The following is a 15048-nucleotide window of genomic DNA, read 5'->3' on the forward strand; positions in this document are numbered from 1 at the left end:
AGACCCCGTGAGCCCTGCTTCGTCTCGCAAACCCGTCGTACTCATCGCCGAAGAGCTGTCGCCCGCCACCGTCGACGCCCTGGGTCCCGACTTCGAGATCCGGCACTGCAACGGCGCCGACCGCTCCGCGCTGCTGCCCGCGGTCGCCGACGTCGACGCCATCCTCGTGCGCTCCGCCACCAGGATCGACGCCGAGGTGGTGGCGGCCGCCCGGAAGCTGCGCGTCGTCGCCCGGGCCGGCGTCGGCCTCGACAACGTCGACGTCTCCGCCGCCACCAAGGCCGGCGTCATGGTCGTCAACGCGCCCACCTCCAACATCGTCACCGCCGCCGAGCTGGCCTGCGGCCTGCTGATCGCCACGGCCCGCAACATCCCGCAGGCCAACTCCGCGCTGAAGAACGGCGAGTGGAAGCGGTCGAAGTACACCGGCGTCGAGCTGAGCGAGAAGGTCCTCGGCGTCGTCGGCCTGGGCCGCATCGGCGTCCTCGTCGCCCAGCGGATGTCCGCCTTCGGGATGAAGGTCGTCGCCTACGACCCGTACGTGCAGCCGGCGCGCGCCGCCCAGATGGGCGTCAAGCTGCTGTCGCTCGACGAGCTGCTCCAGGCCGCCGACTTCATCACCGTGCACCTGCCCAAGACGCCCGAGACGATCGGGCTCATCGGCGACGACGCGCTGCACAAGGTCAAGCCGTCCGTGCGCATCGTCAACGCCGCGCGCGGCGGCATCGTCGACGAGGCCGCCCTGGCCACCGCCCTGAAGGAGGGCCGGGTCGCCGCCGCCGGTCTCGACGTCTACGCGTCCGAGCCGTGCACCGACTCCCCGCTGTTCGAGTTCGACAACGTCGTGGCCACCCCGCACCTGGGCGCGTCCACGGGCGAGGCCCAGGAGAAGGCCGGCATCGCCGTCGCCAAGTCCGTGCGGCTCGCGCTGGCCGGCGAGCTGGTGCCGGACGCGGTCAACGTCCAGGGCGGCGTCATCGCCGAGGACGTCAAGCCGGGGCTGCCGCTGGCCGAGAAGCTCGGCCGGATCTTCACCGCCCTGGCGGGCGAGGTGGCGGTGCGCCTCGACGTCGAGGTCTACGGCGAGATCACGCAGCACGACGTGAAGGTCCTCGAACTCTCCGCGCTGAAGGGCGTGTTCGAGGACGTCGTCGACGAGACCGTCTCGTACGTGAACGCCCCGCTGTTCGCGCAGGAGCGCGGCGTCGAGGTGCGGCTGACGACGGGCTCGGAGTCGCCCGACCACCGCAACGTCGTCACCGTGCGCGGCACGCTGTCCGGCGGCGGCGAGGTCTCCATCTCCGGCACGCTGGCCGGTCCGAAGAACCTGCAGAAGATCGTCGCGGTCGGCGACCACGACGTGGACCTCGCCCTGGCCGAGCACATGGCCTTCCTGCGCTACGAGGACCGTCCGGGCGTCGTCGGCACGCTGGGCCGGATCCTGGGCGAGGCCGGCATCAACATCGCCGGCATGCAGGTCTCGCGGGCGGCGGAGGGCGGCGAGGCCCTGGTGGCCCTGACCGTCGACGAGTCGGTGCCGCCGGCCGTCCTCACGGAGATCGCCGCGGAGATCGGCGCCACGTCGGTCCGGGCCGTCAACCTGACGGACTGAGCTTCCGGGCTCCGACAGCCACGAGCCCCCGGACCCTGACGGGCTCCGGGGGCTCGCTGTTTTTCAGGACCGGGCCGGGGCCGGCTCCGGGACGACGGACCCGTCGGCGTCCGCGGTCGTGTTCCCGGTCCGTACGCCCCGCAGGGTGGTCACCGCGAGGAGCGCGGCCAGGGCCAGGAGGGCGGCGCCCCCGACGGAGGCGACGGCCATGCCGTGGGTGAACGCCTCCCGCGCCGCGCCGAGCACCGCCCCGCCGGTACGGCCCGGCAGGTGTGCAGCGACCCCGATGGCTCCGCCGAGCGTCTCGCGCACCGTCTCCAGCGTGCCCTGCGGCAGGTCCGACGGCATCGTGTCCGTCACGTCGCGGCGGTAGACCGCGGTGCCGACGGAGCCGAAGACCGCCATGCCGAGGGCGTTGCCGAACTCCTGGCCGGTCTCCAGCAGTGCGGCGGCCGAACCGGCCTTCTCCGGCGGGGCGGTGGCCAGGGCCATGTCCGAGGCGGGGGCCATGACGGTGACGATGCCGCAGCAGATGAGGGCGGCACCGGTCAGGGCCAGGGCGAGGGAGTCGGTGTCCGACAGGGCGAGCACGCCGTAGCCGGCGGCGCCGACGAGGAAGCCGGCGGCGATGACGAGGGCCTTGTCCGCCTTCTGGGCGGCGGCGGTCGCCAGCGGGGCGACGGCGGCCACCGCCAGCGACGGCAGCAGGCCCCACAGGGCGGCGTCCAGGGGGCTCTTGCCGAGCACGCTCTGGAGGTACTGCGTCGTGAAGTAGGCCGAGCCCATCATGCCGACCGAGGCGACGGTGTTGACGGTGACGCCGATGCCGAAGCCGCGCCGCCGGAAGAGGTCACGGCTGATCATGGCGTCGCGCCGGGTGCGCTGGCGGCGTACGAAGAACCAGCCGACGACCGTGCCCGCGGTCACGCACGCGGTGGACGGCAGGGTGAACCCGTCGGCCGCCGTCTGCTTCAGCCCGTAGACCACGGGCAGGACGGCCCCCATCGACAGCGGGACGCTCAGCAGGTCGAAGGCGCCCGGAGCGGGGTCCTTGGACTCGGGGACGAGGGCGGGCACGAGGACGAGCAGCAGCACCATGGCCGGCACGTTGATCAGGAAGACCGAGCCCCACCAGAAGTGCTCCAGCAGCACGCCGCCCACCACGGACCCCAGGGCGATGCCGCCCGCCATGGCGCCGGACCAGATGCCGACGGCCTTACTGCGCTGCTTGTCGTTCCGGAACATGGTGCGCACCAGCGCCATGGTCGAGGGCATCAGCGTCGCGCCGCCGACGCCGAGCACCGCGCGGGCCGCGATGAGCGTCTCGGCGTCCCGCGCGTACGCGGCCGCCACGGACGCCGCCCCGAAGGCCGCCGCGCCGAACAGCAGCAGCTTCCGGCGGCCGATCCGGTCGCCGAGCGAACCCATCGTGATCAGCAGCCCGGCGAGGGCGAAGGCGTAGACGTCGAAGATCCACAACTGCTGGGCGCCGGTGACCTGGAGGTCCTCGCTGATCACGGGCACGGCGTAGAAGAGGACCGAGACGTCCATCGAGACCAGGAGGAGGGGCAGCAGGAGGACGACGAAGGCCGTCCACTCCCTGCGCCCGGCGAGGGGTGCGCTGGGGTTCGTCATGCCGAGGAATATACGCACGTCTTAAACGCCTGTCTAGAACGCTTGTATAAGACGATCGTCTGGAACGTACGTATAGAGCGCGCTAGGGTGCGGGTATGGGACACCGGGAAGATCTGCTCGACGGCGCCAAGCGCTGCCTGCTGGACAAGGGCTGGGTGCGCACCACCGCGCGCGACATCGTGGCGGCCTCGGGCGCCAACCTCGCCTCGATCGGCTATCACTACGGCTCGAAGGACGCGCTGATGATGGAGGCGTTCCTGAAGCTGACCGAGGACTGGGGGGAGCAGATCACCCGGGCCCTGGCCCGCGCCGCCGAGGCCGGCGTCCCCCGTGACGAGCGGCTCGCCGCCGTCGTCGACGGCATCGTCGACAGCTTCGAGGGCGATCGCCGCTTCTGGGCCGCCCAGTTGGAGGTCATCGGACAGCTGGGCAACCATCCCGAACTCCGCGAGCGGTTCGCTGCGGTGATGCCGCAAGGGCGCGAGGGGCTGGTGGCCGTTTTCGAAGGGGTGGAGGACAGCGAGGTGCCGGCCGGGGCGGCGCGGACCACCGGCTTCCTGTACTACGCGCTGTTCACGGGGCTGTGGGTGCAGTGGCTCATCGACCCGAAGCAGGTGCCCAAGGGCCGGGACGTCGTCGAGGGCATGCGCCGCGCGGTGGCGGGGACGGTGCTGGAGGCTCCGGAGAAATAGCGTTGCGCGGGGGCGGGTTGATGGGGCGTACTGGACGTAACCGGGAGGTATTCGCTGTACTGGTTGCCCGAGTACACCAGTAGGAATGTCCGGGAGGTTGCTCGTGACCGATGCCCGTTCCCCTGCCCCCTACGCCCCCTCCTTCCCGCAGGACCGCACCTGTCCGTACCACCCGCCCGCCGCCTATCCAGAGTTGGCCGAGCGCGGGCCGGTGGGCCGCATGACCCTCTACGACGGCCGGCAGGTGTGGGCCGTCACCGGCCACGCCGAGGCCCGCGCCCTGCTGGCCGACCCACGGCTCTCCGCCGACCGGAAGAATCCTTCCTTCCCCGTCGTGTTGGAACGTTTCGCGAACCAGGCCGAGCTCGACATCCCGCTCCTGGGGGTCGACGACCCCGAGCACGCCCGCCAGCGGCGGATGCTGATCCCGAGCTTCGGCCTCAAACGCATCGCCGGCATGCGCCCGGCGATCCAGGCCATCGTGGACGACGTCATCGACGCCATGCTCGAAGGCGGCCAGGAGGCCGAGCTCCACTCCGCGTTCGCCCTGCCCGTGCCGTCGATGGTCATCTGCCGGCTCCTCGGGGTCCCCTACGCCGACCACGAGTTCTTCGAGGGCCGCTCCCGCGCGCTGCTCACCGCACCCACCGCCGAGGAGTCCGGCGCGGCGCGGGAGGAGCTGAAGGACTACCTCCACCGCCTCGTGGCGGCCAAGGAGGCGCACCCCGGCGACGGGCTCCTCGACGACCTCATCGCCGACCGCCTCCGCACGGGCGAGCTCGACCGCGAGGAGCTCGCCCTCCTGGCCATGATCCTGCTCGTCGCCGGCCACGAGACCACGTCCAACATGATCACCCTCGGGACGTACACCCTCCTCGAACACCCTGGGCAGCTGGCGGCGCTGCGTGCCGACCCCGCCCTGATGCCGGGTGCCGTCGAGGAGTTGATGCGCTACCTGTCCATCGCCGACGGCATGGTGCGCGTCGCCACGCAGGACATCGAGATCGGCGGGCACACCATCCGCGCCGGCGACGGCGTCCTGCTGCCCACCTCCACCATCAACCGGGACCCCGGCGTCTACGCGGACCCCGGCGCCCTCGACGTGCGCCGGGTCGCCCGCCACCATGTGGCCTTCGGCTACGGCGTCCACCAGTGCCTGGGCCAGAACCTGGCGCGCGCCGAGATGGAAATAGCCCTCAGCACCCTTTTCGCCCGTATCCCCACCCTGCGTCTGGCCGTTGCTCCTGACGAGGTGCCCATCAAGCCCGGCGACACCCTGCAAGGTCTCTACGCACTCCCGGTCACCTGGTGACCGAAGAACGGAGCACCGGAATGCGCATCAGTATCGACTCCGACGTCTGCATCGGCTCGGGCATGTGCGCCCTGACCGCTCCCGACGTCTTCACCCAGGACGAGGACGGCTTCGGCACGGTCATCCCGGGCAAGGAGGACGGCGCGGGCAACCCGCTCGTCAAGGAAGCGGTGCGCGGCTGTCCCGTGCAGGCCGTCACGGCCGGCGAATAGCCGGCCGAGCGCCCGCGGGGGCCGTCACGGCCGCTGCAGCCGGGAGCCCTTGAGGGTCATGTGCAGCAGCAGCCGGTCCTCGCCGTCGTCCAGATCGAGGCCCGTCAGCTGCTCCACCCGGCCCAGACGGTAGTAGAGGGTCTGCCGGTGGATGCCCAGGGCCGCCGCCGCACGGCCCGCCTGGCCCGCGCAGTCGAGGTACACCTCGGCCGTGCGGGCCAGCTTGGTGTACGCGGGCGCCAGCAGCGGCAGCACCGCCGGGTCCGCCGTGTGCTCGGCCGCGAGCCCGGTCAGCACCCGGTACGGGCCGATCCCCGCCCACTGGGCCACCGGCCCCAGCCGCCGCTCCGCCACCGCGGCCCGCGCGGCCCCCAGCGCCTCCGTCCAGGCCGCGGGCAGCTCCGCCAGCCCCTTGCGGGGCGTCGCGATCCCGGCCGCGGCCTGCGCCGGCGCCGGCTCCCCGGCCCCCGCCCGCGGTGAACGCAGCAGCCGGTCGGCGGCCGCCAGCGCCGGGGCGGGGGAGGAGGTGGCGCGCAGCCGGATCAGGGCGGCCAGCGCCGCCCCGCCGTCCGGCAGCGCCTCCGGCACCGCACACATCGCGGCCACCCCCGACTGCGCCGCCAGCGCCGAGCCCGCACCGTCCGGGGCCCCCGGCTGATCCGCTTCGCCGTCCTCGGCCGCTGTGCGCCAGGGCGCCACCGCCACCAGCGCCAGCGGCCCGTCCGCCGCCGTGCCGAGCGCCTCCCGCAGCGCGCCGCGCGCCGCCTCCTGCCCGGCCGGCCGGGCCGTCAGCAGTTCCCGCAGCAGCTCCCCGAGCTCCGCCCCGGCCCGGGCCTCCGCCGCCAGCAGGGCGCCGATGCGGGCCGCGCTCTCCATCGCCTGCGCGAGGCGCGGATCGGCGAAGGGCACGCTGAGGTCCAGCCCGGCCAGGTGTTCGTCGTCCAGCAGCCACACATAGCCGTGCACCACGCCCCGGTGGCGCACGGGCAGGCAGATCCGGCCCTTGAACACCCCCGCCGCCGGGTCCGGCGGGATGCGCAGCGGCGCCTGCGCCCGGGCGATGCCGAACGCCTCGAACCACGCCCGTACCGCCGCCGTCGACCGCCGCTGCAGGATCGACCGCGTGCGGACCGGGTCCATCATCAGGTCGAGGTCGTCGTCGCTCCCGTGGGCGCCGAACGCGATCAGACCGAAGTCCCGGTCCTCCAGTGTCGCGGGAGCGCCGAGCGCCGCCGAGATGTCGTCCACGAGCTGCTGGTACTCGCCACGCATGCGCGCCGTGCTCCCTTCTGTATCCGTCGGACCCCATTGTCATACATCTGTCTGAGATCCCGGCCACCGATGCGTGACAGCTGTCGATGGGCAGCGCGGTGGCGTGAACCCTACGTTTCACGTTGAGTTACTTATGCCGTCATCCCAGGTGGAGCGGCCGTCATCGTGGAGGTGCCCCGTGCTGGGTCCCGTGATCCTCGCTGCGTCGCGCAGCGACAAAATGCGGCGTTTCGTGTCGGCTGCCCCGGGCACCAAGCAGGTCGTCGCCCGCTTCATCGCGGGCGAGACCGTCGACCAGGTCATCCCGATCGTCGAGGACGCCTCGGCCAAGGGCCTTGAGGTCACCCTGGACGTCGTGGGCGAGGACATCACCACGGTCGAGCAGTCGTACGCCGCGCGCGACGCCTACCTGGAGCTGATCGACCGCCTCAAGGAGCTGGGCCTGGGCGCCCGCGCCGAGATGTCGGTCAAGCTGTCCATGTTCGGCCAGGCCCTGGAGGGGGGCCACGAGCTGGCGCTCGCCAACGTCCGCCCGGTCGTCGAGGCCGCCGCCGCCATCGGCACCACGGTCACCCTGGACGCCGAGGACCACACCACCCTCGACTCGATGTTCGCCATCCACGAGGAGCTGCGGAAGGACTTCCCGCAGACCGGCTGCGTCATCCAGGCGTACCTCTTCCGCACCGAGGACGACGCCCACAGGCTCGCCGCGGCCGGCAGCCGTGTGCGTATCGTGAAGGGTGCGTACAAGGAGCCTGCCTCCGTCGCGTACCAGGACAAGGCCGAGATCGACAGGGCGTTCGTCCGCATCATCAAGATCCTGATGGCGGGCGAGGGCTACCCGATGATCGGATCGCACGACCCGCGTCTGATCGCCATCACACAGGAGCTGGCCCGGCAGGCGGGCCGCAAGCTGGACGAGTACGAGTTCCAGATGCTGTACGGCATCCGCAGTGACGAGCACGTCCGCCTGGCCGCCGAGGGCCACCGGATGCGCGTCTACACGGCGTTCGGCACCGACTGGTACGGCTACTTCATGCGCCGCCTGGCCGAGAAGCCGGCGAACCTGCTGTTCTTCGCCCGCTCCATCCTCACCACGGGCTGAGCCCCCCGAACCCCCCTCGAAGCCCCGAAGGAGACACGGAACCCATGGACGCTGTGACCCAGGTCCCCGCGCCGGTCAACGAGCCGGTGCACACCTACGCCCCCGGCTCGCCCGAGCGTGCCCGCCTTGAGGCCAAGCTCAAGGAGCTGGCGGCCAACCCCATCGACCTGCCGATGACCATCAACGGCGAGAAGCGGATGGGTGGCGGCGAGCCCTTCAAGGTCGTCCAGCCGCACAACCACGCCGCCGTCCTCGGCACCTTCCACCACGCCACGCAGGCCGACGCCCAGGACGCGATCGACGCCGCCCTCGCCGCCGCCCCGGCCTGGCGCGCGATGTCCTTCGACGACCGCGCCGCGATCATCCTGCGCGCCGCCGAGCTGCTGGCCGGCCCCTGGCGCGAGACGCTGGCCGCCTCCACCATGCTCGGCCAGTCCAAGACCGCCCAGCAGGCCGAGATCGACACCCCCTGCGAGCTCGTCGACTTCTGGCGCTTCAACGTGCACTTCGCGCGCCAGATCCTCGCCGAGCAGCCGGTCGCCAACTCCGCCGGCGTGTGGAACCGCAGCGACCACCGCCCGCTGGAGGGCTTCGTCTACGCGATCACGCCGTTCAACTTCACGGCCATCGCCGGCAACCTGCCGACCGCCCCCGCCCTCATGGGCAACGTGGTCGTCTGGAAGCCGTCCCCGACGCAGACCCACTCCGCCGTGCTGCTCATGCAGCTGCTGGAGGAGGCCGGCCTGCCCAAGGGCGTCATCAACCTGGTGACCGGCGACGGCATCGCCGTCTCCGAGGTGGCCCTGAACCACCCCGAGCTGGCCGGCATCCACTTCACCGGCTCGACCAAGACCTTCCAGTACCTGTGGAAGACGGTCGGCAACAACATCGAGAAGTACAGGTCCTACCCGCGCCTGGTCGGCGAGACCGGCGGCAAGGACTTCGTCGTCGCCCACCCCAGCGCCGACCGCGCCGTCCTGAAGACCGCGCTGACCCGCGGCTCCTTCGAGTTCCAGGGCCAGAAGTGCTCGGCCTCCTCCCGCGCCTACGTCCCCCGCTCCATCTGGGAGGACGGCTTCAAGGAGGAGTTCGCGGCCGAGGTCGACGGCATCACCATGGGTGACGTCACCGACCTGTCGCACTTCATCGGCGCCGTCATCGACGACCGTTCGTTCGCCAAGAACAAGGCCGCGATCGACCGTGCCAAGTCCGACCCGACCTGCACGATCGTCGCGGGCGGCACGTACGACGACTCGGTGGGCTACTTCGTCCGCCCGACCGTCATCGAGTGCAGCGACCCGGAGAACGAGGTCTTCACGACCGAGTACTTCGGCCCGATCCTCGCCGTCCACGTCTACGAGGACGCCGACTTCGACACGATGCTGGCCCAGATGGAGTCCGTCTCGGCGTACGCCCTGACCGGCTCGATCATCGCCGGCGACCGTTACGCGGCCGCCGACGCGATGGAGAAGCTCCGCTTCGCCGCGGGCAACTTCTACATCAACGACAAGTCGACCGGTGCCGTCGTCGGCCAGCAGCCCTTCGGTGGCGGCCGCGCCTCGGGCACCAACGACAAGGCGGGTGCCGCGAGCAACCTGCAGCGCTGGGTGTCGACCCGGTCGATCAAGGAGACCCTGGTCCCGCCGACCGACTACACCTACCCGCACATGGGCTGACCTGCGCCCACCCCGTGACCTCCGCCCCCGGACGGCCCCCCGGCCGACCGGGGGCGGAGGCGTGTGCACGGACGGGGCCGGCGCCCGGGCCGCACCCGCCGCCGGGCCGCTTCCCTCAGCGCCACCCCGCGACGATCAGGCCCAGCCCCAGGGCGAAACCGGTACCCAGCAGCGCCAGGTACAGCGGGTACAGGCGGCGCAGCCGCCGTCCCGCCGCGCCGAGCGCCGCGAACGCGAGCCCCACGCCCACCGTGCGCACGGAGCGGGCGGCCGCCGCCGACGCGGCGAACTCACCGGCCGGCACCCCGGCCCTGCCCGCCCCGGCCGCGTACACCTTGAAGGGCACGCCGTTCCACGGCTGGCGCCGCACCGCGTCCGCCCCCTCCACCGTGAGCTGACGCGCGGCCTCCGCATGCATCCGCCCCGTGGTGAGCGGGGCCGGCAGGTGGGCGCCGGAGGCGGCCAGGTGCAGGGCGAGGAGCCCGCCCGCGAGCGTGCCCGCCAGGGCGGAGAGCGAGAGCCGCAGCACCGACCGCGGGGCCGCCGCGCAGGCCACGGCCAGGAACAGCTCCGGCATCAGCGGCCAGCTCAGCGCCTCCGCCGCCGCCCAGGCGAAGGCGACCGGGATGCCCCACCGCCCCGCGACGACCCGCGCGATGCGGCGCCGCAGCGCCGAGTCCCGCTCGGGGAGGGCCGCCGCTTCGGCCGCCAGCTCCGCGACGGCCGTACGGGCCCGCCCGGGGGAGACCGGGCCGTACAGCGGCTGCCCGATCCGCACGCGGACGAGGGCGGGCCGCAGCCGGCCGTTCTTCGGCAGCAGCCGGTCCGTACCGGCGAGCCCGACCGGCACCACGGGGACGCCGGCCCGCTCGGCGAGCAGCAGCGCGCCCCGGTGGAACTCCCCGAGCCCGCCGTCCCGTCCGCGCGTGCCCTCGGGGAAGAGCACCACGGCCCGCCCGGCCCGTACGGCGTCGGCCTGCAGGAGCAGGTCGCCGAGTCCACCGCCGGTGCGCCGGACGGGGAACCCGGCCGCGAGCCGACGGCAGATGCGCCGCCGCCAGGGCGTGGCGAACCAGTAGTCGGCGGCGGCGCCGATCAGCGGTGCGTGGCGCGCGTCGAGCGCGGCGAGCAGGGCGGCGGTGTCGGCGTGCGAGGAGTGGTTGGCGACGACGACGCAGCCCCCGCGCGGCAGCCGCCCCTTCCGGGAGATTCCGCCGGAAGAGCTCAGCACCACCACCCAGAGCACCCGCCGCAGCCACGCACCGACGACGGCCGGGAGCGGGCGCCCGCCCGTCACGCCGGCGCCACCCGGAGCGCCTGCGCCCATGGGCCGGGCCGCCGGCGCGTGGACGCCGCCCGCCCCGGCCCCGGGGACCCGCGCCGTGTCGGCGTACGCCCCCGCGGCGCGGCCGGCGCCCGTGGGCCGTGCCGTCGCGGAGCCCGTACGGCCGGTCGGTCGTGCACTGCGGCCGCCGGGGCGCGCGGCGCCGGCGCCCGGCCCCGCCGCCGACGGCGCGGCCCCCGGTGTGCCAGGGGTTCGCCGGGCGGGGCGGAAGCGGCGGCGGGGACCGGTGTTCGGGGTGGGGGCCGGGCCCGTCGGTGGGCAGGGGGCCCAGGCGGACCGTGCCGGTCGTCGCCACGCGGTGGCGCCCGTCAGGCGCGAGCGCAGCAGGGCCGGCCGGATGCCCCGGCGGAGGCCCGGCCGCGCGTACGCGCCGGGCGCCGGGCGCCGTCGCGTCCTGCGTACGACGGCCCGCAGACCGCGCCGTACCCTCGGCGCCGAGCCCGCCGGGCGGCCGGCCGGTGCCGTGTGCCGGGAACGTCGTGTCGTCACAGTGCCACCGCCATCGCCAGCAGCAACGCCAGCAGCAGGGAATCGATGCGGTCGAGGAGGCCGCCGAAGCCCGGCAGCCAGGTGCCGGCGTCCTTGACGCCCGCCTCTCGTTTGATCATGGATTCGAGCAGGTCGCCCAGGACGCAGCCGGCCAGGACCGCGGCCCACAGGGTGACCGTGAAGCCGCCCACCGCCCCCAGGCCCGCGGCCACCCCGATGCCGGCGCCGATGACGCCCGCCCAGGTCTTGTTGGGGGAGAGGGGCGAGAGCGGGCGGGCGAGCGTGGGGGAGACGTGCCGCAGGGCCTTGCCTCCGCACCACGCGGCCACGTCGCCGAACGCGACGGCCACCCCGACCGCGACCGCCAGCCCGTTCAGCGCCACCAGGCCCGTCAGCGCGACCGGAATCCACACCAGCCCGAACACCGTGCGCGCCGCCCGTTCGGCGCCGCGCGAGGTGTCCCCCGACAGCACCGCGGGCAGCACCGCGAGAAAGGTGAGCAGCGCCAGGGTCCGCAGCCCGAAGGCGTGCGGGGTGAGGACGAGGAGGAAGGGCAGGACGACCACGGTCCCGCCCAGCACCCAGCGCTCGCCCCCGCCCAGCCGGACCAGCCGGGCGTACTCGGCGACCGCGATCAGCCCCAGGAGCACGGCCAGCAGCCAGCCGCCCAGCGGGCCGAGGTGCAGGGCGCCGACGAAGACCGGCCCGGCCACCGCCCAGGTGAGCCAGCGCCGCCGCAGCTCACGGCGCATCGTCACCCGCGCGGGCAGCACCGCCACGGCGAGACCGCCGACGGCGAGGGCGCCCGCGACCACGGCCACGGCGCGGTCGAGCGCCGCCTGGGGCTCCACCATCAGGCTCATCGGCCCGCACCCCCCGCAGGCTCCGCCAGCTCGCGCCGCAGCCACCCCAGCCGCAGCCCGGCCGTCAGCACCGAACCCACCGCCACCACGGCCAGGACCGGCACGGCCCAGCCCGTCGCCGCCGCCACGGCCGCCAGCAGGCAGCGCTCGGTCTTGCCCACGGGACCGCCGTTGCGCCGGGGCGCCCCGGCGGCCGTGCCCGCGAGCGAGACCCAGGACGGCAGCGTCGCGGCGAGCGCCGCCACGGCCACCAGCCACAGCGGCGCGTGCGGCAGGAAGCCGGCGATGACGAGCAGGTCGGCGGCGCGGTCGCCGAGTTCGTTGAGGACGACGCCGCGGCGGGTGGTGCGCCCGGTGTCGCGGGCGAGGGCGCCGTCGAGGTTGGCGAAGGCGAGCCGGGCCGCGAGGAGCGGGACGACGGGGACGGCGGCCAGCGGGGCGGGCAGCAGCGCGAGCGCCGCCCCCGCGCCGGCCGCGCAGAGCACGCCGGCGGCGGTGAGGGAGTCGGGGGACACCCCGCGCCGGGCGAGCGTGGCGCGCAGCCCGCCGAGGCGGGCCGCGTACCAGGGCTTGAGTGCGTACAGGCCGTTCATGGCCGCTACTTTCGCCCACGCCCTCCGGCGGCGGATCGGCGCGGGTACTCAGGCACGTACTCAGACGGCCCCGGACGGCCCTGAGCGATTCACCCGGCTGCCACGGCCACCGTCTCAGATAGTAGGAAGACCAAGTAATTGTGCAGACAGCTCGGCCTCCCTGGCCTAGCGTTGAAGCAGCCGAACCACCCGCTCCATCGAGCGACGGCGGCCGCGGCCCGGTGCGCCGGTGCAGGTGATCCCTGCCGCACCCAGGCCCCCGCCCCCTTCCTCCGGCTTCTCGTCCCACCTTCCCGGGGATTTGCATCGGAACTGATCGCACTGATCGAACTGTTCAAGAGGAGACGTGACCCATGGCCGAAACCGCTGTTCGCAGGATCCGCCGTGTCGCCCGTACGTCCGACAGCGCGGAGCGCAAGGCCGACCGGGCGAACGCCGCCGCCGCCCTCCAGCGCGCGCTCGACCGCCGCGACAACGGCGGCGTCACCGGTCACTGACCTCCGTCGCCCGCGCCGCCGCGTGCCTCCGCCGCCCGCGGAGCGCTCCGCACCACGTCGAAGCGGTCGATGCGCGAGCCGCCCTCCGCCAGGGCCGTCACCCTCAGCCGGGGGTGACGGCCGGGCTCGACCTCGACCGCGAGGAACGAATGGCCGGTGTAGCGCACCCGTGACCACTCCACCGCCTCCGTGCTCTTCACCCGGCCCTTGCGCCACTGGTAGCTGGGCACGCTGTCGAGGTTCCTCACCCGGCCCTCATGGCTGTCCGTCACCCCGAAGTCGTACAGCGCCTTTCCGGCGCCCCCGGCGGTGACGTACACGATGCCGTCCCGCACGGAGTCCACGGTCTCGCCGATCGGCACCCGCCGGGCCACCCGCCGTCCCCGCAGCGCGTCGGTGCGCTCGTAGACGTGGTTGTGGCCGTTGATGACGAGGTCCACCCGGTGCTTGTCGAACAGCGGTACCCACGCGTCGCGCACCCCGCCGTCCGAGGCGTGGGCCCGCGTGGTGGAGTAGGCGCAGTGGTGGAAGAAGACCACGAGGAAGTCGATGCCGGGCGCCTCGCGCAGCTCCCGGAGCCGCCGGTCGAGCCAGGCGGTCTGCCGTCCGCCGCTGTAGCCGGTGTTCGCGGCGATCTCGTACGAGACGTCGTTGGCGTCCAGGGCGACGACGGCGGTGTTGCCGTAGACGAAGGAGTAGGCGCCCGGCGCCTGCACGGGGTCGAAGCCGTTGTCCGGCAGCGCCCAGCGGGCGCTCTGGCCGCCGTAGCCGTTGGGGGAGTACCACGCCTCCATGTCGTGGTTGCCGGTCGTCACCATCCACGGCACCCGCGCGGCCACCGTCTCGGTCTGGGCCAGGAACTGGTCCCACACGCGCGCGTCGTAGACGTCGCCGGGCTTTCCGGCGCCGCTGTCGTCGGCGTAGCAGATGTCGCCCGCGTGCAGGTGGAAGGACGGGTTCTGACCGAGGATCAACTGGTCGTTGGCGAGGGCGTGATAGCTGACGCCCTGGTCGCCGAAGGCGGTGAAGACGAACGGCTCCGGCTGCGCGGGCGCCGTGGTGAACGTCCCCGTCGCGGTGAAGCGGCGGGGGTCGGCGGGCTCGTAGCCGTCGTGGCCGACGCCGTAGAAGTAGGTCTGCCCGGGGGCGAGGTTGTCCAGCGCCGCGTGCAGGTAGAACTGGTCGACCTGCGGGAGCTTCTTGGTCAGGGCGGGGGTGTGCAGCGCGCGCACCTCGGCCGGGATCTGCAGGCTGAGGTCCCACGGCTGCAGCCCCACCCGCACGAACGGGCGCCGGACGGCGAAGGGCACCTGCCAGGAGATCCGCATCTGCGTCCGCGGGTCGGCCCCGAACGCCAGGTGCCGGCCGAACGGCGCCACGAGCGAACCGTCGACCCTCGCCGTGGCGGGGGTGGTGAGCAGGGTGGTCGACAGCGCCCCGGCGTGCGCGCCGGCCGTGCGCGGGCCCAGCAGGCCCGTGCCCGCGACGGCCCCCGCCGTGGCCGCGCCCGCGCGCAGCACACCGCGCCGGGTGAACTTGCTGCGCAGGTACTCGTGCTGTTCCGGCATCGTCATCCGGCCCGCCAGGCGGCCGGGAATCCCTACCCGTGGTGTGTCCATGCCGGGAAACGTGCCAGGGGCCGGTGGCCGGGACACATGGTTCGCGGGAATGTGGCCTGTCCGGGGGGCATTCCGTCCATATGATGGACGCGGCGTGTCATACAGCGGGACGGAGGAGTACGGTCC

Annotated in this window: 13 protein-coding genes; 7 read left to right on the plus strand and 6 right to left on the minus strand. The window is 73.5% G+C overall.

The genetic code is table 11. The features are described 5' to 3' along the window. Nucleotides 1–7: 7 nt before the first annotated feature. A complete protein-coding gene (gene serA, locus IE182_RS12990; protein ID WP_190109927.1) occupies nucleotides 8–1612 on the plus strand; it encodes a phosphoglycerate dehydrogenase in 1605 nt (534 codons plus the stop codon). A 63-nt stretch (nucleotides 1613–1675) separates the two neighbouring features. Here the strand turns inward: serA and IE182_RS12995 are convergent, their stop codons facing one another. After that, nucleotides 1676–3247: an MFS transporter gene (locus tag IE182_RS12995; protein ID WP_190109928.1), complete on the minus strand. Its 1572-nt coding sequence runs from the start codon at nucleotides 3245–3247 to the stop codon at nucleotides 1676–1678. Nucleotides 3248–3342: 95 nt separating this feature from the next. Here IE182_RS12995 and IE182_RS13000 point away from each other — a divergent pair, with 95 nt between their 5' ends. The 3 genes from IE182_RS13000 (at nucleotide 3343) to IE182_RS13010 (ending at nucleotide 5463) form a co-directional block, all read left to right on the plus strand. After that, a complete protein-coding gene (locus tag IE182_RS13000) occupies nucleotides 3343–3939 on the plus strand; it encodes a TetR/AcrR family transcriptional regulator (RefSeq protein WP_190109929.1) in 597 nt (198 codons plus the stop codon). Between the two features lie 85 nt (nucleotides 3940–4024). Continuing rightward, nucleotides 4025–5251 (plus strand): cytochrome P450, encoded by a 1227-nt coding sequence (locus IE182_RS13005; protein WP_190109930.1) that lies wholly within the window; start codon nucleotides 4025–4027, stop codon nucleotides 5249–5251. 20 nt (nucleotides 5252–5271) lie between these two features. Next, the gene (locus tag IE182_RS13010; RefSeq protein ID WP_190109931.1) at nucleotides 5272–5463 is read left to right on the plus strand and encodes a ferredoxin; all 192 of its coding nucleotides are present in this window, start codon (nucleotides 5272–5274) and stop codon (nucleotides 5461–5463) included. Between the two features lie 24 nt (nucleotides 5464–5487). Here IE182_RS13010 and IE182_RS13015 read toward each other — a convergent pair whose 3' ends face one another. Then, the gene (locus tag IE182_RS13015) at nucleotides 5488–6735 is read right to left on the minus strand and encodes a PucR family transcriptional regulator (protein WP_190109932.1); all 1248 of its coding nucleotides are present in this window, start codon (nucleotides 6733–6735) and stop codon (nucleotides 5488–5490) included. Nucleotides 6736–6913: 178 nt separating this feature from the next. Here IE182_RS13015 and IE182_RS13020 point away from each other — a divergent pair, with 178 nt between their 5' ends. Together IE182_RS13020 and pruA are read left to right on the plus strand one after the other, a co-directional pair. Next, nucleotides 6914–7840, plus strand: coding sequence for a proline dehydrogenase family protein (locus IE182_RS13020; RefSeq protein WP_190109933.1), 927 nt, complete (start codon nucleotides 6914–6916; stop codon nucleotides 7838–7840). 44 nt (nucleotides 7841–7884) lie between these two features. Then, nucleotides 7885–9516 carry an L-glutamate gamma-semialdehyde dehydrogenase gene (pruA, locus tag IE182_RS13025; protein WP_190109934.1) on the plus strand — a complete coding sequence of 544 codons (1632 nt, stop codon included), beginning with the start codon at nucleotides 7885–7887 and terminating at the stop codon, nucleotides 9514–9516. A 115-nt stretch (nucleotides 9517–9631) separates the two neighbouring features. Here the strand turns inward: pruA and IE182_RS13030 are convergent, their stop codons facing one another. From IE182_RS13030 to IE182_RS13040, 3 genes are all read right to left on the minus strand, one after another. Then, the gene (locus IE182_RS13030) at nucleotides 9632–10813 is read right to left on the minus strand and encodes a lysophospholipid acyltransferase family protein (RefSeq protein ID WP_373303549.1); all 1182 of its coding nucleotides are present in this window, start codon (nucleotides 10811–10813) and stop codon (nucleotides 9632–9634) included. A 533-nt stretch (nucleotides 10814–11346) separates the two neighbouring features. After that, the gene (locus tag IE182_RS13035) at nucleotides 11347–12213 is read right to left on the minus strand and encodes a phosphatidate cytidylyltransferase (protein WP_190109936.1); all 867 of its coding nucleotides are present in this window, start codon (nucleotides 12211–12213) and stop codon (nucleotides 11347–11349) included. Then, on the minus strand, nucleotides 12210–12806 hold the full coding sequence (locus IE182_RS13040) for a CDP-alcohol phosphatidyltransferase family protein (RefSeq protein WP_190109937.1): 597 nt from the start codon (nucleotides 12804–12806) through the stop codon (nucleotides 12210–12212). The genes IE182_RS13035 and IE182_RS13040 overlap by 4 nt, the downstream gene beginning before the upstream one ends. A 353-nt stretch (nucleotides 12807–13159) precedes the next feature. Between IE182_RS13040 and IE182_RS13045 the strand changes: the two genes are divergently transcribed. Beyond that, nucleotides 13160–13303, plus strand: a complete 144-nt coding sequence (locus IE182_RS13045; RefSeq protein ID WP_190109938.1) for a hypothetical protein — start codon at nucleotides 13160–13162, stop codon at nucleotides 13301–13303. Here the strand turns inward: IE182_RS13045 and IE182_RS13050 are convergent. Beyond that, nucleotides 13297–14922, minus strand: a complete 1626-nt coding sequence (locus tag IE182_RS13050; protein ID WP_190109939.1) for a purple acid phosphatase family protein — start codon at nucleotides 14920–14922, stop codon at nucleotides 13297–13299. The two genes, IE182_RS13045 and IE182_RS13050, sit on opposite strands and share 7 nt — an antisense overlap. Nucleotides 14923–15048 lie beyond the last annotated feature (126 nt).

It is taken from the genome of Streptomyces cinnamoneus (assembly GCF_014650495.1).
Classification (GTDB): Bacteria; Actinomycetota; Actinomycetes; order Streptomycetales; family Streptomycetaceae; genus Streptomyces; species Streptomyces cinnamoneus.